General features: G+C 69.7%; 17 protein-coding genes and 1 pseudogene. 10 read left to right on the forward strand and 8 right to left on the reverse strand.

Going from position 1 to position 19,240, the window contains the following annotated elements; all coding sequences use genetic code 11:
- Positions 1-16: 16 nt before the first annotated feature.
- The gene (locus GD1_RS06835) at positions 17-751 is read left to right on the forward strand and encodes an alpha/beta hydrolase (protein WP_059036473.1); all 735 of its coding nucleotides are present in this window, start codon (positions 17-19) and stop codon (positions 749-751) included.
- Positions 752-785: 34 nt separating this feature from the next.
- Here GD1_RS06835 and GD1_RS06840 read toward each other — a convergent pair whose 3' ends face one another.
- Positions 786-1,697 (reverse strand): DUF3710 domain-containing protein, encoded by a 912-nt coding sequence (locus GD1_RS06840; RefSeq protein WP_053776441.1) that lies wholly within the window; start codon positions 1,695-1,697, stop codon positions 786-788.
- Between the two features lie 95 nt (positions 1,698-1,792).
- Complete coding sequence (dut, locus tag GD1_RS06845) at positions 1,793-2,248, reverse strand: dUTP diphosphatase (protein ID WP_059036474.1); 456 nt, start codon at positions 2,246-2,248, stop codon at positions 1,793-1,795.
- A gap of 100 nt (positions 2,249-2,348) precedes the next feature.
- Between dut and GD1_RS06850 the strand changes: the two genes are divergently transcribed.
- Entirely contained in the window at positions 2,349-2,930 is a 582-nt protein-coding gene (locus GD1_RS06850) for a DUF3093 domain-containing protein (RefSeq protein WP_059036460.1), read from the forward strand.
- A gap of 18 nt (positions 2,931-2,948) precedes the next feature.
- On the opposite strand, the gene GD1_RS06855 is transcribed toward GD1_RS06850, so the two are convergent.
- Positions 2,949-3,248 (reverse strand): DUF4193 domain-containing protein, encoded by a 300-nt coding sequence (locus GD1_RS06855; protein ID WP_020793611.1) that lies wholly within the window; start codon positions 3,246-3,248, stop codon positions 2,949-2,951.
- 299 nt (positions 3,249-3,547) lie between these two features.
- Between GD1_RS06855 and cei the strand changes: the two genes are divergently transcribed.
- Positions 3,548-4,261: an envelope integrity protein Cei gene (cei, locus tag GD1_RS06860; RefSeq protein WP_059036461.1), complete on the forward strand. Its 714-nt coding sequence runs from the start codon at positions 3,548-3,550 to the stop codon at positions 4,259-4,261.
- A 105-nt stretch (positions 4,262-4,366) separates the two neighbouring features.
- On the opposite strand, the gene GD1_RS06865 is transcribed toward cei, so the two are convergent.
- On the reverse strand, positions 4,367-5,248 hold the full coding sequence (locus GD1_RS06865) for an inositol monophosphatase family protein (protein ID WP_059036475.1): 882 nt from the start codon (positions 5,246-5,248) through the stop codon (positions 4,367-4,369).
- A 201-nt stretch (positions 5,249-5,449) separates the two neighbouring features.
- Between GD1_RS06865 and ppgK the strand changes: the two genes are divergently transcribed.
- The 3 genes from ppgK to GD1_RS06880 all read left to right on the forward strand — a co-directional run bounded on the left by ppgK (position 5,450) and on the right by GD1_RS06880 (position 8,286).
- The gene (gene ppgK / locus GD1_RS06870; protein WP_053776438.1) at positions 5,450-6,238 is read left to right on the forward strand and encodes a polyphosphate--glucose phosphotransferase; all 789 of its coding nucleotides are present in this window, start codon (positions 5,450-5,452) and stop codon (positions 6,236-6,238) included.
- 162 nt (positions 6,239-6,400) lie between these two features.
- Positions 6,401-7,849 carry an RNA polymerase sigma factor gene (locus tag GD1_RS06875; protein ID WP_059036462.1) on the forward strand — a complete coding sequence of 483 codons (1,449 nt, stop codon included), beginning with the start codon at positions 6,401-6,403 and terminating at the stop codon, positions 7,847-7,849.
- Between the two features lie 227 nt (positions 7,850-8,076).
- The gene (locus GD1_RS06880; protein ID WP_020793520.1) at positions 8,077-8,286 is read left to right on the forward strand and encodes a DUF7455 domain-containing protein; all 210 of its coding nucleotides are present in this window, start codon (positions 8,077-8,079) and stop codon (positions 8,284-8,286) included.
- 131 nt (positions 8,287-8,417) lie between these two features.
- Here GD1_RS06880 and GD1_RS06885 read toward each other — a convergent pair whose 3' ends face one another.
- Positions 8,418-10,142 carry a DEAD/DEAH box helicase gene (locus GD1_RS06885; protein WP_053776437.1) on the reverse strand — a complete coding sequence of 575 codons (1,725 nt, stop codon included), beginning with the start codon at positions 10,140-10,142 and terminating at the stop codon, positions 8,418-8,420.
- 143 nt (positions 10,143-10,285) lie between these two features.
- Between GD1_RS06885 and GD1_RS06890 the strand changes: the two genes are divergently transcribed.
- Complete coding sequence (locus GD1_RS06890; protein ID WP_083533922.1) at positions 10,286-11,608, forward strand: YihY/virulence factor BrkB family protein; 1,323 nt, start codon at positions 10,286-10,288, stop codon at positions 11,606-11,608.
- A 25-nt stretch (positions 11,609-11,633) separates the two neighbouring features.
- On the opposite strand, the gene GD1_RS06895 is transcribed toward GD1_RS06890, so the two are convergent.
- Positions 11,634-11,909 (reverse strand): DUF3039 domain-containing protein, encoded by a 276-nt coding sequence (locus GD1_RS06895; protein WP_053776532.1) that lies wholly within the window; start codon positions 11,907-11,909, stop codon positions 11,634-11,636.
- An 88-nt stretch (positions 11,910-11,997) separates the two neighbouring features.
- Between GD1_RS06895 and GD1_RS24625 the strand changes: the two are divergent.
- Positions 11,998-12,399, forward strand: a pseudogene (locus GD1_RS24625) (DUF3099 domain-containing protein); the annotation flags it as partial.
- Positions 12,400-12,817: 418 nt separating this feature from the next.
- Entirely contained in the window at positions 12,818-13,837 is a 1,020-nt protein-coding gene (locus GD1_RS06905; RefSeq protein WP_020793826.1) for a sigma-70 family RNA polymerase sigma factor, read from the forward strand.
- Positions 13,838-14,231: 394 nt separating this feature from the next.
- Here the strand turns inward: GD1_RS06905 and GD1_RS06910 are convergent, their stop codons facing one another.
- A complete protein-coding gene (locus GD1_RS06910) occupies positions 14,232-17,072 on the reverse strand; it encodes a bifunctional acetate--CoA ligase family protein/GNAT family N-acetyltransferase (protein ID WP_059036463.1) in 2,841 nt (946 codons plus the stop codon).
- Entirely contained in the window at positions 17,065-18,312 is a 1,248-nt protein-coding gene (locus GD1_RS06915) for an acetoin utilization protein AcuC (protein WP_059036464.1), read from the reverse strand. Before GD1_RS06915 ends, GD1_RS06910 begins: the two co-directional genes overlap by 8 nt.
- A gap of 195 nt (positions 18,313-18,507) precedes the next feature.
- Between GD1_RS06915 and GD1_RS06920 the strand changes: the two genes are divergently transcribed.
- Positions 18,508-19,191 carry an iron-dependent transcriptional repressor DtxR gene (locus GD1_RS06920; protein WP_053776531.1) on the forward strand — a complete coding sequence of 228 codons (684 nt, stop codon included), beginning with the start codon at positions 18,508-18,510 and terminating at the stop codon, positions 19,189-19,191.
- Positions 19,192-19,240 lie beyond the last annotated feature (49 nt).

The raw sequence follows: 19,240 nt of genomic DNA on the forward strand, positions 1-19,240 counted from the left end.
GCGGCATGATCTGTTCATGCCCGCAGATGACAGGAACAGCCCGGACCGTCCAGAAGTGCTGGTCGCGCTCCCCGGAACCGGCTCCGACGCCGACTTCGTCCGCCGCGCATTCGGCCCGGCCGCAGCGGATCTCGGCATCGAACTGATCGGCCTGCAACCCACCGACGACCTGATCGACGGATACCGCCGACGGCTCACCGACATCGCCGACCAGCGGGGCTCGATCCTGGTCGGCGGGGTGTCCATCGGGGCCGCGGTGACGGTGGAATGGGCCCTGGGCGCCGGTGCGGGGCGCTGCGCGGGTGTGTGGGCGGCGCTACCCGCCTGGAGTGGTCCGGCGACCACCGCGGTGGCGGCCGCGAGTGCACGGGCCACCGCGCAGGCACTGCGCGCCGACGGCCTGGATGCGACCGTCGCCGCGATGGCACAGGGCAGCCCGACGTGGCTGGCCGACGAACTCGGGCGGTCGTGGCGGGCGCTGCATCCCGGACTCGTCGTGCAGCTGGAACAGGCGGCCGCCTATCGTGCACCCACGGTCGCCGAGATCGCCGGGCTCACAGTGCCGTTGGGGATCGTCGCGGCCGCCGACGATCCGCTGCACCCGATCGACGTGGCGCGGGCATGGGCCGACGCCGCCGCGCATGCCTCACTCGCCGAGGTGACCCTCACCGCGTGGGGTGAGCAGCCGGAGCTCCTCGGGCGGGCATGCGCACGCGCATGGCAGTCGGTACGTACGACGACGGCCGGGTGATCCCTGTCGGGACCCACCCGGCCGCTCGCACGACTCAGTTCTTGGAACGCCGCCGACGGAAGCGCTGCATGGCCGATCCGCTCGACGGCGGCGCCTCGTCGGCATCGCCGGAGTCGGGGGCGACACCCGCGGCGGTCTCGGCGTCGGAAGCATCGGAGGCGTCGTCGGCGGTGGCCTCGGCACCACCGGCATCGCCCACCGGCGCCTCGGTCACGACCGTGGCCTGCTCGATCTGATCGAGCGCTCCACCCGGGACGCGATCGCCGGCGTCGGCGGGCTGGGCCTGCGCCGTGTCGGCGACCGGCTCGGATGCGGGTACGGGCTCGGCTGCGGCCGGCTCGCCGGCCTCGGCCCCGGTCTCGCCGAACATCTGCTGCTGGGCGGCGGCGACCTGGTCGGCGAGCACCGGCGGTAGCACGATGGGCAGCATCTCCCGCGGCGGCACCGGGTCCTTGCCGCGGCGCACCACGGACTCGGCCAGCACCGCGCGGGCGAGCTGGGCCAGCTGTTCGGCGGCCTCGGCGGGTCCGCTGGCCACGCAGCGCACCATCCAGCGCGGACCGTCGACGCCGATGAAGCGGTGGGCGGCGCCGGGGACCTCGGCGAGCACCTCGCGGCCCCAGTGGCCGTCCTCGACGCTGGTGGTCGCGCCGTCGTCACGCAGGGACGACGCCAGTTCGCGGACCACCTCGCGCCACAGACCGGGCGACTTCGGGGCGGCGAACGCGGTCACCGAGATCCGGCCGACCGGAGTCACCAGATAGACGCCTTCGGGCTGATGGTCCGGGCTCATCTCGACGGTGACCTGCCCGCCCTCGACCACCGGTACCAGCACCGATCCGAGGTCCAGGTGCGAATTGGCCAGCTCTTCGGCCGGCGTGTCCAGTGCCTCGATGTCATACGGTCCGAGCGCCTGCCCGACCCGCAACTCCCCGTCCTGTGCCATCAGCTCCGTCTCTCCTCGCACGACCCGGTCGAACTGCCCGGTCGACCGGTTCGAGGGTAGTCGAGTTCATCCCCGACGACGGTCACCGACCCGGCTCAGCCGACCTGCGGATCACCCAGGATGGCGTGTCCGCCGCTCGATCCGTATCCGCCGGTCCCGCGACTGGTGTCGTCGAGCTCGTCGACCTCGACGAAGCCGGGCAGCTCCACACGCTGGACGAGCAGCTGCGCGATCCGGTCGCCCCGGCTGATGTGGATGGTCTCGGTGGGGTCCAGATTGATCAGGCACACCTTGATCTCGCCGCGGTAGCCGGCGTCGATGGTGCCCGGGGTGTTGACGATCGAGAGTCCGGCACGGGCGGCGAGACCCGAGCGCGGGTGGATCAGGCCGACGGTGCCGACCGGCAGGGCGATCGCGATGCCGGTGCCGACGAGCTGTCGGCGGCCGGCGGGCAGTTCGAGGTCGATGGTCGAACAGAGGTCGACGCCTGCGTCGCCCGGATGTACGCGGGTCGGCAGCGGGATTCCGGGATCGAGCCGCCGTACGCGGATCGGCGGGGTTTCCGGGGCTGTTCCGGCAGGGGTCTCGGCGGGGTCTCCGGCAGGGGAAGGGGTCAGATCAGCGGCCACGCAGGCAGACTACGCTGGTCCTGTGAGTGATCCATCATCGGCGAGCGGCCCCTCGTCCTCCTCCGGCCCCTCGTCCCCCACCGGCACCGTCCGCTTCAGCGAGCGTCTCTACGTGCCCTGGTGGTGGGGGCTGGCCGCACTGGTCGTCACCGGGGTCGTCGGCTACGAGATCTCGTTGTCGGCGCATCGCTCCGCGTGGGGCTACCTCGGATATGTGGGGACCGCGGTGCTGTGTGCCCTGGTGCTGTGGTCGATGAGCCGGACACAGGTGACGGTGACCGCCGACGGCGAGCTAAGCGCCGCGAAGGCCCGGCTACCGCGTGCGGTGATCGGCCGTGCGGCCACGATCCCGGCGACCGCCAAGAGTGCTGCGCTCGGCCGTCAGCTCGACCCCGCGGCCTTCCTGGTGCACCGCGCGTGGGTCAAGACGATGGTGTTGCTGGTGCTCGACGATCCGGACGATCCGACGCCCTACTGGCTGGTGTCGACGCGGCGTCCGGCCGAGCTGTTGAAAGCCCTCGGAGTGCCCGATGCGGCCGAGGCTGTGACCGCACCGGACGAGGGGACTGCATCTGATGAGGATCGGCGATCCGGGTCCGACTAGGACCTGGATCGGCCCGACTCAGGCGCAGTCGACACAGATCATCTCGGAGCCGCTCTCACGGGCGAGACGACTGCGGTGGTAGACGAGGAAGCAGCTGCTGCAGGTGAACTCGTCGGCCTGCTTCGGGACGACCCGAACCGAGAGCTCCTCGCCGGACAGATCGGCTCCGGGGAGTTCGAACGACTCCGCGGTGTCGGTTTCGTCCACGTCGACCGCCGCGGACTGCGCCTCGCTGCGCCGGGCCTTGAGCTCCTCGAGTGAGTCCTCGTTGAGATCCTCGGACTCCGTGCGACGGGGCGCATCGTAATCAGTAGCCATTGTGTGCCTTACCTGGTTGAAGGAGGGCGCCGTGGGTTCGGGCTCGTGACCTGCGAACCGTGGAGCGCGAAGTCGCCGGGATTGTCTTGCCGGCGTCACTACAACGTCATGACCGGTGCGATTCGTTACCCGCCACCCGCCGTACTGTTGTGATATTCATCACATTGTATTGCCATGACCTCCAACAGTTCCAGGAGGGCGGGCGCCCGAAGCATAGAAGAGAGCAGACCTCAAGTCAACATGCACTCCGTCGGGGCGTCCGACGGCATGTCGGCGCCCCCACCCTCTACAGTGGGCGCGTGGTATCGCAGATCACTACCGGCTACCCGACCGATCACAACGGTCGCCCGATCCGCCGCCGCAGTTTCCGCCCCGCGATCATCCTGCTGGCGGTCCTGGTGGTGCTCGCGGTCATCGTGTGGACGGTGGCACTCAGCAACTCGGAGGCCGCCGCGACACCCACCGACTGCAATCAGCCCACCCCGGCCACACCGACGGCCACCGACGCCTCGGGGGCGCCGACGGCCGCTCCGGCGAGCACCGCGGCGCCGACGGTGACCGTCGCCGATCGCGACGAGATGCTGGCAGTGTCCCCGGCCTCACTGGCCACCTTCCAGGTCCGGGTACTCAACGCCTCCACCACCCGCGGTGCCGCACGCTCGGCCTCCGACGACCTCACCCATCTCGGGTTCACCCCGGCCACCGACTCGGCCTACGGCGACGACCCGATCTACCCCAACCACGACCTCAACTGTGTCGCCCAGATCCGGTTCGGCCCGGCGGGCAAGGCTGCGGCGGCAGCGGTGTGGCTGGCCATCCCGTGCGCCCAGCTCGTCGACGACGGTCGCCGCGACACCACCGTCGACGTCGCCCTCGGTGAGCACTATCGCGCCCAGGAGCAGTCGCAGGATGCGCAGGCGGCCCTGGAGGCGCTGCGCTCGGCCGACCCCAAGAGCGACAAGAACGCCGTCGACCCGGGGCTCGTCAGCGCGGTGCACGCACAGAAGTGCTGAGCCCGGCCGGGTCCGACGCGCACCCGGCCGTCCTCACCCACAGGCGCACGACCGCTCAGCGGGGCACGATCACCCAGAGAGACACGGTCACGCGCCTGCGCACACTCACTCGGCGGTGAGGCAGACCCGCGCGCCGATCTCGTCGAGCAGGCCGAGGAAGTCCTCGGCCACCCCGCCGGCCACCGCGATCGTGGGATGCCCGTCGGCCGAGCGCGAATCCGGCGGCGGCAGGATCACCGTCGCGCCCGCCTCCGCAGCGATCAGGCCGCCGGCCGCCCAGTCCCAGGGACTCAGCCCGTGTTCGATGTGGGCGTCGACGGCGCCGCTGGCCACCATGCACAGGTCCAGGGCCGCGGCACCGATCCGGCGCAGGTCGCGCACGCGCGGCAGCATCTGGGCCACCAGCTGCCCCTGCGCCCGCCGACGCTGCGCGTCGTACCCGAAGCCGGTGGCCACCAGGGCCATCTCGACCTGATCGATGTCGTTGCACCGCAGTCGGCGCGGTGACTCGCCCGGCCCGTGCCGGAATGCTCCCCCGCCCAGCGTGGCGGCATAGGTGATCTGCCGGGCGACGTCGACGACCGCACCGGCCACCGACCGTCCGTCGATCTGCGCGGCCACCGACACCGCATAGGCCGGAATGCCGTACATGAAGTTGACGGTGCCGTCGATCGGGTCGATCACCCAGCGCACCCCGGACGGGACGCTGACGCTGCCACCCTCCTCCTCGCCGAGGATCTCGTCGTCGGGGCGATGGCTCCGCAGCAGCGTCCGGATCAGCTCCTCGGTCTCGGTGTCGGCGAGGGTCACCGGGTCGGTCGGGGTGGACTTGGTGGCGACCGCGTCGCTCTGCTCGTGGGTACCACCCTCGCCGGCGACGCCGAACAGTTCCGGCCGTCGCGTCCGCACATGCGCGGCGGCGGCCTCGGCGACGGTGACGGCCACCTCCCCCAGTTCGGCTGCGCGTTCCCGGTCGGTCTGGCTCATCTGTTCCTGCACTCGTCCATGTCAACACATCCGGCCGCCGCACGTGGCGGCGGGCACACCCCGGCGCCGCACCTCACACCGGCCGGCCGCCGCCGGGCGCCGTGTCGACTTCGCCGGGAACCGCGCACACCGCGCCCGCCCTGGATAGCCTGGTACACCGAGGCTTCCGACAACGACAGTCATCATCCGAGAGGATCTCCCATGACCGAACCCGCCGCATCCGACTCGCCGTCCCCCGCAACGCATCTGAGCTTCGGCGTGGACGTCGGGGGCTCCGGCATCAAGGGCGGCATCGTCGACCTCGACACCGGTGAACTGGTCGGCGACCGGTTCAAGGTGCTCACCCCGCAACCCGCCACGCCCGACGCGGTGGCCGCCGGGGTCGCCGAGGTGGTCGCCCACTTCGGCTGGGCCGGTCCGGTCGGCATCACCCTGCCCGGCGTGGTCACCGACGGCGTGATGCGCACCGCGGCCAACATCGACCACGGCTGGATCGGTACGGACGTCTCGGAACTGTTCGGCACCGCCCTCGGCGGCCGGCCGGTGTCGGTGCTCAACGACGCCGACGCGGCGGGTCTCGCCGAGGTCGCCTTCGGGGCGGGCAAGGGCGTCGACGGCGTCGTGATGCTGCTCACCTTCGGTACCGGCATCGGCTCGGCCCTGCTGGTCGACGGCAAGCTCGTGCCCAACACCGAGCTCGGGCATCTGCTGGTCGGCAAGAAGGAGGCCGAGCACATCGCGTCGTCGCGAGTGAAGGAGGTCAAGGAGTTGTCCTACCCGAAGTGGACCGAGAAGGTCTCCGAGGTCCTGGGGACCTACGAGGCGCTGTTCTGGCCGAAGCTGTTCATCGCCGGCGGCGGCATCAGCCGGAAATCGGACAAATGGATTCCGTTGCTCACCAACACCACCCCGGTGGTGCCGGCGACCCTGCGCAACACCGCCGGCATCGTGGGCGCCGCAATGGCCGTCGAACAAGGCCTGAGAGCCTGATCAGAGACGCGACGCGACCCCATTCACCTGGCCTTTGTCACTTGAACGGTGATGGTGTCGTTACAATGGAACGCACCGGTGCCCATTGTGCCGGACCAAGCCCTGATCCGCGACGGCTCACGCTGCCGCGACGGTTGTGAGATTCATCCCGAAAGGTTGTACGTGGCAGCCACCCAAACCCGTCAGGAGGGCGCCGAGGTAGACGACTCGACCTCGACGACGACCACCCCGGCGCAGAAGGCACCCGCGAAGAAGGCCGCCAAGAAAGCGGCGGCCAAGAAGGCCCCCCGCAAGGCTGCTGCCAAGAAGGCACCCGCCAAGCGGACCGCCAAGAAGGCTGCGGCCAAGAAGGCCACCTCGGCCAAGTCCGGCGAGGGGGTCGACGACGGCGATCTCGAGTCCACCTCGATCGACGACATCGACGGTCCCGACGCCGACCTCGACGACGACGTGGAGATCGATGATCTCGACGTCGACGATGACGACGACGCCGAGGACTCCGCCGACGACGAGGAGGAGGACGAGGGCGACGAGTCCTCGACCCCCGCGGCTCCCGCGGCCGCCAAGAAGGCCACCGCCGCGGCCACCGACAAGAAGGGCAAGGACGACGCCAAGTCGTCCGGCGACTTCGTCTGGGACGAGGAGGAGTCGGAGGCCCTGCGGCAGGCCCGCAAGGACGCCGAGCTCACCGCCTCGGCCGACTCGGTGCGCGCCTACCTCAAGCAGATCGGCAAGGTCGCGCTGCTCAACGCGGAGGAGGAGGTCGAGCTCGCCAAGCGGATCGAGGCCGGCCTGTTCGCCACCGAGCGGCTGCGTCGCATCCTGGAGTCCGGTGAGAAGCTCACCACCACCCAGAAGCGTGACCTGAACTGGATCTCGCGTGACGGCAACCGCGCCAAGAACCATCTGCTCGAGGCCAACCTCCGTCTGGTGGTGTCGCTGGCCAAGCGCTACACCGGTCGCGGTATGGCGTTCCTGGACCTGATCCAGGAGGGCAACCTCGGTCTGATCCGTGCGGTCGAGAAGTTCGACTACACCAAGGGCTACAAGTTCTCCACCTACGCCACGTGGTGGATCCGGCAGGCCATCACCCGCGCCATGGCCGACCAGGCCCGCACCATCCGTATCCCGGTGCACATGGTCGAGGTGATCAACAAGCTCGGCCGTATCCAGCGTGAGCTGCTCCAGGACCTCGGCCGCGAGCCGACCCCGGAAGAGCTCGCCAAGGAGATGGACATCACGCCGGAGAAGGTGCTGGAGATCCAGCAGTACGCGCGTGAGCCGATCTCGCTGGACCAGACCATCGGCGACGAGGGCGACAGCCAGCTCGGTGACTTCATCGAGGACTCCGAGGCGGTCGTCGCCGTCGACGCGGTGAGCTTCACCCTGCTGCAGGATCAGCTGCAGTCGGTCCTCGAGACGCTCTCCGAGCGCGAGGCCGGCGTGGTGCGTCTGCGCTTCGGTCTCACCGACGGTCAGCCGCGCACGCTCGACGAGATCGGCCAGGTCTACGGCGTCACCCGTGAGCGCATCCGTCAGATCGAGTCGAAGACGATGTCGAAGCTGCGCCACCCGTCGCGCTCCCAGGTTCTGCGCGACTACCTGGACTAGTTCTCACCACGCTTTCTGTGATGACGGTCTCGCCGCCGGTTACCCCCCTTGTCGGGCGTGTAACCGGCGGCGGTTCTGTTGTAACGGGTGAGTGACGACACAACTCTCGGCGCGTCGGAACAATACGAACCGCCCGAACGTCTGACAGAGTGAGGTTGACGCATCGCCCGGATGTGTCGGCTCTGAAGGAATGGCGCAGAGAGCGCCGGACCGGGACGGAGGAACCAATGCCAGACATCGCGACCACTACCCCGATCTCCATGCCGCTGACCGCATCTGACCGTTGCGATCGCTGCGGTGCGGCGGCGAAGGTACGTGCCGTGCTTCCCAAGGGCGGCGAACTCCTCTTCTGCCGACACCACTTCAACGAGCACGAGGCCCGCCTGGTCGAGATGAGCGCCATCGTGCTCGACGACTCGGCCACCGAACTCGTGTGACCACCCCGAACTGACCCTCTCAGCAGCGAAAGACCCGGCGGATCCCATCCGCCGGGTCTTTCGCTGTGTCGGGGCCGGTCACCGTCGGGTGCTCGGTCGTGGCCGCCGGCGTGTGGCTCGGTCCGGTCTGCTCAGCGCCACTCGCGCAGCGCCTGGATGCGCTCGCGCAGTTGCTCGGCCGACGCCAGGGCCGTGGGCGGACCACCGAGCCGGCTGCGCAGCTCGCTGTGCACCACACCGTGCGGTTTGCCGGTGCGGTGATGGTGCATGGCGACCAGGGTGTTGAGTTCCTTGCGCAGGGCGTGCAGGTTCTCCCCCGCCGCCCGCGGCGACGCCTCGGCCTTGGGCGCCGGTGTGGGTTCGGCGGAGCGTCGCGCCACCTGGCCGTCCTGACGCTGCCGGAGCAGCTGCTTGACCTGGTCGGCGTCGAGCAGGCCGGGCAGGCCCAGATAGTCGGCTTCCTCGTCGCTGCCGGTGAAGGTGGCCGTGCCGAACGACGAGCCGTCGAAGATGACCTGGTCGAGTTCGGCGTCGGCGTGCAGCGACTCGAAACTCTTCTCCTCCTCGCCGGGCTCGTCCTTCTGCTTGTTGGCCTCGGCGATCAGTGCGTCGTCGAGTCCGTCGCTCTCCCGGTGCGGCTTGCCGAGCACGTGATCGCGTTCGGCCTCCATCTGGCTGGCGAGGTCGAGCAGCACCGGCACCGACGGCAGGAACACGCTGGCGGTCTCACCCGGCCGGCGCGACCGCACGAACCGGCCGATGGCCTGTGCGAAGAACAGCGGGGTGGACGAGCTGGTGGCGTACACGCCCACGGCCAGGCGGGGCACGTCGACGCCCTCGGACACCATGCGCACCGCGACCATCCACTCGTCGTCGGACGCCGAGAACTCGGCGATCCTCGACGACGCCTTCGGGTCGTCGGAGAGCACCACCGTGGGGGCCTTGCCGGAGATCGCGGTGATCAGTTCGGCGTAGTCGCGGGCGACGGTCTGGTCGGTGGCGATCACCAGCGCCCCGGCATCGGGCATGCCGCCGGCACGCAGCTGCCGCAGCCGGGTGTGCGCGGCCTGCAGCACCGACGGGATCCAGTCGCCGTGCGGGTCCAGGGCGGTGCGCCAGGCACGGCTGGTGTGCTCGGCGGACAGGGGTTCGCCGAGCCTGGCGGTGAACTCCTCCCCCGCGCTGTTGCGCCAGCTGGCCTGCCCCGAGTACGCCAGGAACACCACCGGCCGGACCACGCCGTCGCGCAGTGCGTCGGCGTAGCCGTAGGTGTGGTCGGCGCGCGAGCGCATCGCCCCGCCCGGTTCGGGCTCGTAGGTGACGAACGGGATGGGCGAGTCGTCGGAACGGAACGGCGTACCGGTCAGCGCCAGCCGGCGTTCGGCGTCGTCGAAGGCCTCGCGGATCGCCTCACCCCAGGACTTCGCGTCACCGCCGTGATGGATCTCGTCGAGGATGACCAGGGTGCGGCGACGTTCGGTACGCACCCGGTGCCGGGTGGGATGCGCGGCGACCTGCGCGTAGGTCAGGGCCACCCCGTGGAAGTCGGTGCTGGTCTGACCGGTGGAGTTGCGGAAGTTGGAGTCGAGCTGGATGCCGACGCGGGCGGCGGCCTCGGCCCACTGGTGTTTGAGGTGTTCGGTCGGGGTGACCACGGCGATCTGCTCGACGGTGCGATCGTCGAGGAGTTCGCGCGCCACGCGCAGGCCGAAGGTGGTCTTACCGGCACCCGGGGTGGCGACCGCGAGGAAGTCCTTGGGGGCGGTCGCGAGGTAGCGGGTCAGGGCGCGCCGCTGCCAGGCGCGGAGCGGCGGACCTGCGGTGGCAGCAGAGACGACGTCTTCGGCAGAGGTCACTGGGGTACTGACTCCGTGTTCGCATGAGAGGAGGCTGGTCGCGCCGCGGGGCGAGAACGAGGTCGCGGCGCAGGGACGCCCGGTGCAGCGCATCGAGCCTCGATCATGCTACCGATCCGTGCCGACAACGGCGTCGGCGACACATGCGGTCCGGGACACACCGCCGTGACACACCAGGTGACAGGGGTATCGCACCGGCGTCGGCCGGGATCAGGAATGCTGTACCCATCAGCACACCACACCGCAACCCGGTCCCCCTGCCGCCCGACGACCATCGGCCGTCCGGGGATGCACCGGTGTCCGACGACGCGGTGACCGATGCCCTGCCGTCCGGCCGGTCCGCCGCCGGGCAGCCCCCGCACGCCGGCGACGGGTCGCCGGACCGTCCGTCCGGGCACGCCTCACCGGCGGAGGATCGTCCGCCGGGACCGGAAGGGAAGCCCCTGCCGGTCTGGCGCAACATCCATCGACTGGTGTGGCGCACCATCGTGAAGTCGTGGGACGACGGCATCGTCGGCTGGGCCGCCCAGGCCGCCTTCTGGCAGGCGCTGTCGTTGCCACCGCTGCTGCTGGGGGTGTTGGGCTCGGTCGGCTACCTCGCCGGCTGGTTCGGACCGGACACGGTCAACGTGATCTCCGACCGCATCATCTCCTTCGCCGACCGCACCTTCTCGGCGAGCGTCGTCGACGACCTGATCAAACCGACCGTCGACAACGTCCTCGGCCGTGGCCGGGTGGGCGTCATCTCGGTGGGCTTCTTGCTGTCGCTGTGGGCCGGGTCGTCGGCGGTGTCGTGTTTCGTCGCCTCGATCGTTCGGGCCCACGATCAGCACGAGGTGCGCAATCCGGTGTGGCAGCGGATCTTCGCGCTGCTGCTGTATGTGGTGTTCCTGGCGGTGGCGGTCCCGCTGCTACCGCTGGTGGCGCTGGGACCGGACTATCTGCGCCAGATCGTCCCGGACTCGTGGGACCCGATCGTCAGCCAGCTCATCGCGTTCGGCTACTTCCCGTTCGTCGCGGTGCTGATGCTGCTCGTGCTGACCACGCTCTACCACCTCGCGCTGCCCAATCCGCTGCCGTGGCATCGACTGGTGGGCGGGGCGATCGTGGCCGGGGTGTTCTTCTGGATCGCCAGCTACATCCTGCGTATCTATCTGGCGCAGATCGTGCGGGCCGGCTACTCCTACGGCGCGCTCGCGACGCCGATCGCCTTCTTGCTGTTCGCGTTCTTCCTCGGCTTCGCGATCGTGATCGGCGCCGAGTTCAACGCCGCACTGCAGTCGATGTGGCCGGCCAAACCGACGATGACGGTGCAGGTGCGCGAGTGGGTGACCACGCAGACCGCGGAGGTGACCGAGCAGCTCAAGACGCTGCCCGAACGCCTGTCCAGCGGTCCGATCAGCCGGCGCCGGCGGGCCGACGACGAGCAGGATGCCGACGACCCGGCCGATCACCGACCGGACTGAGCGGGACCGACCGGACCGACCGGCACTAGTCCTTGCGCATGCGCTTGTAGATCTTCTTGCACTTCGGGCACACCGGCGAGCCGGGCTTGGCGGCACGGGTCACCGGGAAGGTCTCGCCGCAGAGGGCGACGACATGGTTGCCCATGACGGCGCTCTCGGCGATCTTGTCCTTCTTGACGTAGTGGAAGAACTTGGGCCGATCGTCGTCGGAGTGGTCGGTCGCGTCGGCGTCCGGCCGCTCGTCGGTCTTGGTGTCGGACCACTCGTCGAGGTCGGGCCGCTCGATGGTTTCGGTAGACATGTCCTCCATTGTGCGTCACCACACCGGGCTCCGACGACCCCGTCGACCCGCCTGTGCTTTACGCCCCCAGAAGTGGGACAGTGGAGATATGGGTGAACAGGATTCTCCGACCGGCCGGTCCACACGGGAACACGGTGGGTCCGACGCCTTCCTGATCACCGGCGCTCCCCAACCCTACGACGAGCAGCACCGCGCACGGGTTCGGAAGTACCTGATCCTGATGGCGTTCCGGGTGCCCGCCCTGATCATCGCCGGCATCGTCTACAGCTCCACCGGTTCGGGACTGCTCGCGCTGGCGATCATCGCCGCGTCGATCCCCCTGCCGTGGATCGCGGTGCTCATCGCCAACGACCGCCCGCCCCGCAAACGCGGTGAGCACCCCAACTACATGCACGGACCGGAGCACGATGTGCTGGGCCCGGCATCGCTCGGCGCGACGTTCCGGGTGATCGACACGAACGCCACCTACTCCGACGGCACCACTCCCGGCGGCTCCGCCGACACCGACTCGACCCGTGCCGACTCCACCCGCGCCGACTCCACCCGGGCCGACTCCACCCGGACCGACTCCACCGGCACCGGCACGTCCGGATCGGTCCCGACGGGTTCGCCCACCGCCGGCGACCGGACCCGCGATCCCCGCACCGTCGACTCACACACGGTCGACCCGCACCCGGTCGACCCGCACCCGGTCGACTCCCATACCGCGGAGGGCTCCGGCGGCGCCTGATCGCCCGGGTTCCACCCAGGGGATCATCTCAGGAACTTCTCAGACGATCTTCTCCGGCCGAGCGGGATATCCGCAGGCCACAGGCATTCATCCCGGTTCCCGTACCGGGGAACCCCCGGGAACTTTCCCACCCTGACCCGCGTTGGACGAAGTGAACGCACTCAAGTCAGGAGGCCGAATGTCACGCTCCACCGTTACTCGCTCCACTTCCTCGTCCACCACCATCACCGACGAGGCCACAACTTCGGCCCGCCCCGCCATGACCGAGCAGGATCTGGACGCCCAGTCCCCTGCCGCCGATCTCGTCCGCGTCTACCTCAACGGCATCGGCCGCACCGCGCTGCTCAATGCCGAGCAAGAGGTCGAACTCGCCAAGCAGATCGAGGCCGGGCTCTACGCCAAGCATGTGCTGGCGAACCGCAAGCGCCTCTCGGCGGTCAAGAAGCGCGACCTGGCGGTGGTCATCCGTGAGGGTGAGGCCGCTCGGGCGCATCTGCTCGAGGCCAACCTCCGGCTGGTGGTGTCCCTCGCGAAGCGCTACACCGGTCGCGGGATGCCGCTGCTCGATCTGATCCAGGAGGGCAACCTGGGCCTGATCCGCGCGATGGAGAAGTTCGACTACGCCAAGGGCTTCAAGTTCTCGACGTACGCCACCTGGTGGATTCGTCAGGCCATCACCCGCGGCATGGCAGACCAGAGCCGCACCATCCGGCTGCCCGTCCATCTGGTCGAGCAGGTGAACAAGATCGCCCGGATCAAGCGCGAGTTGCACCAGCAGCTCGGCCGTGAGGCCACCGACGACGAGCTGGCCGCCGAGACCGGCATCCCGGCGGAGAAGATCGCCGACCTGCTCGATCACAGCCGCGATCCGGTGAGCCTCGACATGCCGGTCGGCAGTGACGAGGAGGCCCCGCTGGGTGACTTCATCGAGGACGCCGAGGCCACCTCCGCCGAGAACGCGGTGATCGCCGGGCTGCTGCACTCCGACGTGCGGGCGGTGCTGGCCACCCTCGACGAGCGGGAGCAGCAGGTGATCCGGATGCGCTACGGCCTCGACGACGGACAGCCGCGCACCCTCGACCAGATCGGCCGCCTGTTCGGCCTGTCCCGTGAGCGGGTCCGCCAGATCGAGCGCGAGGTGATGGGCAAGCTGCGTCAGGGAGATCGCGCCGAGCGTCTCCGCGCCTACGCCAGCTGACCCGCCGGTTCCCTTCGACCCACTGACCCCGTCGGCGTTCCCACGCCGGCGGGGTCAGTGCTGTCGGGGTGCAGTTTCTCCGTTGCGGTGACCTCGAAGAACCCCAGGACGCGACACCACCAGCCGCCGATCGAGCCACCTACGCTGATCGAGCCGACGAGGAGCGCAGCGACAAGTCGTGTCGAGATCTCCGCAGGCCGAACACGACAGGTGACCACCTCCGAGGTGGTCATCGACACCGGCACCCCTCACATGGGGTTCTTCGTGGGCGCGATCACCTACGCTGATCGAGCCGACGAGGAGCGCAGCGACAAGTCGTGTCGAGATCCCCGCACGCCGAACACGACAGGCGACCACCCGATCGACCCCGGCCGCGCCGGGGCCGCACCGGGGGTCAGGCCAGTCGTCGTGGTCCGGTGTCGGCCTTGTTCGGCACCGGACCGATCCGGATCTGGGCGTGGAGCACCGCGGCGGTCTCGGTGGACACCAGGATCGGGTCGAGGTGGACCTCGCGGATCTCGGGGATGTCGTCGACGAGTGCCGAGATGCGTCGCAGCAGGTCGACCAACGCCTCCTTGTCGGCGGGATGCTCGCCTCGGTACCCGTCGAGCAGCGGCGCCGAACGCGGTGCGGTGACGAGGTCGGCGGCGTCCCGGTCCGACAGCGGGATGGCCCGGAACGCACGGTCGCCGAGCAGGTCGAAGGTGCTGCCCGACAACCCGAACGAGATGATCGGACCGAACGACGTGTCGTCACGCATGGTGATGACGGTGCCGATCCCCTTGGGCGCCATCTTCTGCACGTGGAGTACCGGGTCGCCGGTCAGCTCGATGAGTTCGGCGAAGGCACCGACCACCGCGGTCGGGTCGGGCAGGTCCAGACGCGCACCCTCACGGTCGATCCGGCCACGCCACCCGGCCGAGGTGGCCTTGACCGCCACCGGGAACCCGAGTTCGCGGGCGGCCGCCGACGCCTCGTGCAGGGTCCGGACCTCGCGGAAGGGCACGATCTCGATGCCGTACCAGGCCAGCAGCCGGGCCGCCTCGAGATGCCCGAGGACCTTGCCGGGCTCGTCGGTCTCCTCGACGTCCTGCAGGTCGGCCATCTTCTCCCGCACGAACATCCGGGCCGCGGCGGGGTCGAGGCCGGCGGGCCGGACCACCGAGGACTCGGGCTGGCCACGCCAGCGCGCGTACGCCCACGAGTGGGCCAGGGCCGCGGCCGCGCGTTCGGGACTCGAATACGACGGGATCGATCCCCGTGCGGGCAGACCGTTGGGGCCGGGCCGCATCAGACCCTGCGGGATGCCCTCGACGGCGAGGAAGGTGGTCACGATCGGCTTGGGGCCGTCGGCGTCGGGGGTGTTGGCCGCCGCCATCAGGGCGCGCGCATGCCAGTCGGCGTCCACGGCGACCGGGGGCACGAAGACCACGATGATCGCGTCGACCTCGGGCGCGGCCATCGCCGCGGCGACCGCGGACTCGAACTCCTCCTCCGATGCACCGGCGCCGAGATCGACGGTGTCGATCACCTCGAGCCCTCGACTGCGGGCGGTGTCGGCGGCGATGCTGCCGATCACCGAGGAGTTCCCGATGATCCGGGTGCGCGGGCCCCGCGGCAACGGCTGGTAGGCGAAGATCGTCGCGCAGTCGAACAGTTCGGGGATGGTGTCGACCTGGATGACGCCGGCCTGCTCGAGCACCATCTGCGCGATCCGGTCGTCGAGCGTGGCCGCCGCCGATCGGGCCGCGCGCGCCGGGGTGAGCGCCCCGCGACCGGACTTCACCGCGACGATCGGCTTGGACCGCGATACCCGCTGGGCGATCCGGGAGAACTTGCGCGGGTTACCGAAGCTCTCCAGGTACAGCAGGATGACATCGGTGGCGGCGTCGGTGTCCCAGTACTGCAGCAGGTCGTTGCCGGAGACGTCGGCGCGGTTGCCTGCGGAGACGAAGGTCGACAGCCCGATCTGACGGCGCGCGGCGGTGTCGAGGATGGCGATCCCGAGGGCGCCGGACTGGCAGAAGAAGCCGACGCGGCCGTCTGCCGGGATGCGCGGTGCCAGGGTCGCGTTGAGGGCGGTCTCGGGGTCGTTGTTGGCGACGCCGAGCGCGTTGGGTCCGACCAGCCGCATGCCGTGGGCACGGACCTGTTCGAGGAGCCGGCGTTCGCTGGCCAGCCCGGCCTCGCTGCTCTCGCCGAAACCGGCGGACACGATCACCAGGGTGCGCACCCCTTTGACCAGGCAGTCGTCGAGGACGGCGTCGACCATCGGCGCGGGCACAGCGACCACGGCCAGATCGACCGGGTCGGGGATGTCGCGGACGGTCTCGTAGGCGCGGATACCGCGCACCGACGGCGGACGTTCACGCGTCTGCCGCCGCGGGTTGCCGTGTACCGCGGCGTGACGGGCCGGTACCTTGGCCGCCGCGGCGTCGTCGGCCTCCTCGGCGGGATGGGCGGGCCCGTTGACCGGGAAGACCGGTCCGGCGAAACCTCCGGCGAGGATGTTGGCCAGCAGGGTGTTGCCGACCTTCTTGGGGTCGCGGGAGGCACCGATCACGGCCACCGAGGTGGGCCGCAGCAGGTTGGCGACGCTGCGCGCCTCGGAGGCGCGCTCACGGGCGTTGCGCACCGACAGCAACGCCTCGGTGGGGTCGATCAGGAACTCGACGTGCACGGTGGCACCGTCGAAGGCCCGGGAGATCTGGTATCCGGCGTCGCGGAAGACCGCCACCATGTTGGGGTTCTCGCTGAGCACCTCCGCCTCGAACCGGGTGAACCCGTTCTCGGCGGCCGCACCGGCGAGGTGTTCGAGCAGGACCGGCCCGAGACCACGGCCCTGGTGGTCGTCGGCGACGACGAAGGCCACCTCCGCCGACTCGGGCTTGCCGTCCATCGACAGGCCCTCGTAGATACCGATCGCGATGATCTCGCCACCGAGCACCGCGACGAGGGCGACCCGCTGGTTGTGGTCGACGGTGGTCATCCGCACCACCTCGCGGGGCGGCAGCGTCGGGGTGGGCCCGAAGTAGCGCATGTAGCGGGTGCGCTCGCTGAGGCCGGCGTGGAACCGCACCACCCGGTCGGCGTCGTCGGGGACGATCGGCCGCAGGTGCACCACACCGCCGTCGGAGGCCAGCACGTCGGCGATCCAGTGCCGCGGGTAGTCCCAGGGACCTCGGGGGGTCGCCTCGTCCGTACCGGCGATCGGGGATGCCTGCTGGTCAGTCACGGGGGTCCTCCGGGTCGAGTCCGTGTAGGGGAAGAACGGCCTTGCGCGTAGCCATGATCGCACGGTCGGTCTGCCGCAGGGCCGACTCGGCGACCCCGTCCGGCGGCTGCTGGCCCGTATCGCCGTCCCAGGCGGGATAATTCACGTCCGCGCCCGTGTCCCCCATCACCGTCTCGGGTGGCCGCGCATAGTCCGAATGCACCTGAGTGGAGATCTGTTCTGCTGTGGCACACCATGTTTCGTCGATCTGGGTGGTGACGTCGACATCCTTGTCCAGAACCACACCGATCATGTGTGACCAGGATCGCGGTACGACGTTCACCACGCCGTAACCGCCGCCACCGACGACGATCCACCTTCCCTCACAGTGTTTCTCGGCGAGCTCACGCATCGCGATCATCGCCTCCCGCTGCCCGTCGACGGTCAGCGACAGATCGGTCAGCGGGTCGGCCCGGTGCGAGTCGGCACCGCACTGGCTGATCAGGATCTGCGGCCGGAACGCCGCGATCACCGACGGGACCACCGCATGGAATCCGCGTAGCCACATCCGGTCCGAGGTGTCCGGCATGAACGGCAGGTTGACCGCGGTGCCCTGCGCGTCGCCGTCACCGACCTCGATGGGCCATCCGGTGCCGGGCCAGAGGGTGGCCGGATGCTGGTGCAGCGAGACCGTCAGCACCCTCGGATCGGCGGCGAACTCCACCTGGACACCGTCGCCGTGGTGGGCGTCGATGTCGATGTAGGCGATGCGGTCGTAGCCCTGCTCGAGCAGCCACCGGATGGCCACCGCGCAGTCGTTGTAGATACAGAACCCGGCGGCGCGTGACTTCATCGCGTGGTGCATGCCGCCGCCGATGTTCACCGCCCGCCGCACCGACCCGGAGTGCACCGCCTGCGCCGCGGCGAGGGTGCCGCCGACGAGCAGCCGGGCCGCCTCGTGCATACCGTCGAACACCGGGTTGTCGCTGTCGCCGAGGCCGAACAGCCGCTCGAGCAGCGGCCCCGACAGCGAGGCCATACCGGACCCGACCGCTCGCACCGCGTCGATGTAGTCGCGCGAGTGCACGACGGTCAGGGCGTCGTCGTCGATCTGCAACGGCGGGGTGAGGTCGACGTCGTCGAGGATGCCCAGACTCTGTGCCAGGGTCATCGTCAGCGCCAGCCGCACCGGGTTCATCGGGTGGGAATGTGCCCACCGGTAGGACAGAAAGTCCTCACTCCAGATCACTGCGGCGTTCATCGAGGACCCTCCTGGCTCAACACCCCCTCAGGCTAGTGGGTGATGAGATCCAGATGCTCAATTCGGCCCCCGAGCGAGGTCCCTCACAGCCGGGGGCCGCTCGCGCGGTGCGCCACTGACACGGTGCGGCCGCCGGATCGTCCGGACCGTCGGATCCGCAGGGTAGCCTTGATGGCGACGAAGGGACTGCGCACAGTGAACGATCTCGTTGACACCACTGAGATGTACCTCCGGACCATCTACGACCTCGAAGAGGAAGGCATCGTGCCACTTCGGGCACGCATCGCCGAGAGGCTGGAGCAGAGCGGACCGACCGTTTCCCAGACGGTCGCCCGAATGGAACGTGACGGACTGCTGCGAGTGGCCGGTGACCGGCACCTCGAGCTCACCGACAAGGGTCGCAACCTGGCGATCGCCGTGATGCGCAAGCACCGGCTGGCCGAGCGGCTGCTCGTCGACATCATCGGGATGCCATGGGATCAGGTCCACGACGAGGCGTGCCGGTGGGAGCACGTCATGAGCGAGAACGTCGAGCGGCGCCTCCTGCAGATCCTCGACAACCCGACGACCTCGCCGTACGGCAACCCGATCCCGGGCCTGGAGGCGCTGGGCGCGGATGCACCGTCGCTGAACGACACCGCCAGCCGCCTCGCGGATCTGCCGCAGGGCGAGCCGGTCGCGGTGATCGTCCGACGCCTGGCCGAGCACGCCCAGTCCGACCGCGAACTGATCGCCGAGCTCCGGGAGGCCGGTGTGGTCCCCAACGCGCGCGTGACCGTCACCGTGTCCCCGCAGCACGTCGAGATCGACACCCCCGGACACGACGGTCTGGTGCTGTCGAGCGAGATGGCGCATTCGCTCTTCGTCGACAAGGTCTGACGCACAGGGCATCCACGACGGACGGTGGCCGGGTGAGCGAGCGATGGTC

The organism is Gordonia desulfuricans NBRC 100010 (assembly GCF_001485495.1).
GTDB classification, from domain to species: Bacteria; Actinomycetota; Actinomycetes; order Mycobacteriales; family Mycobacteriaceae; genus Gordonia; species Gordonia desulfuricans.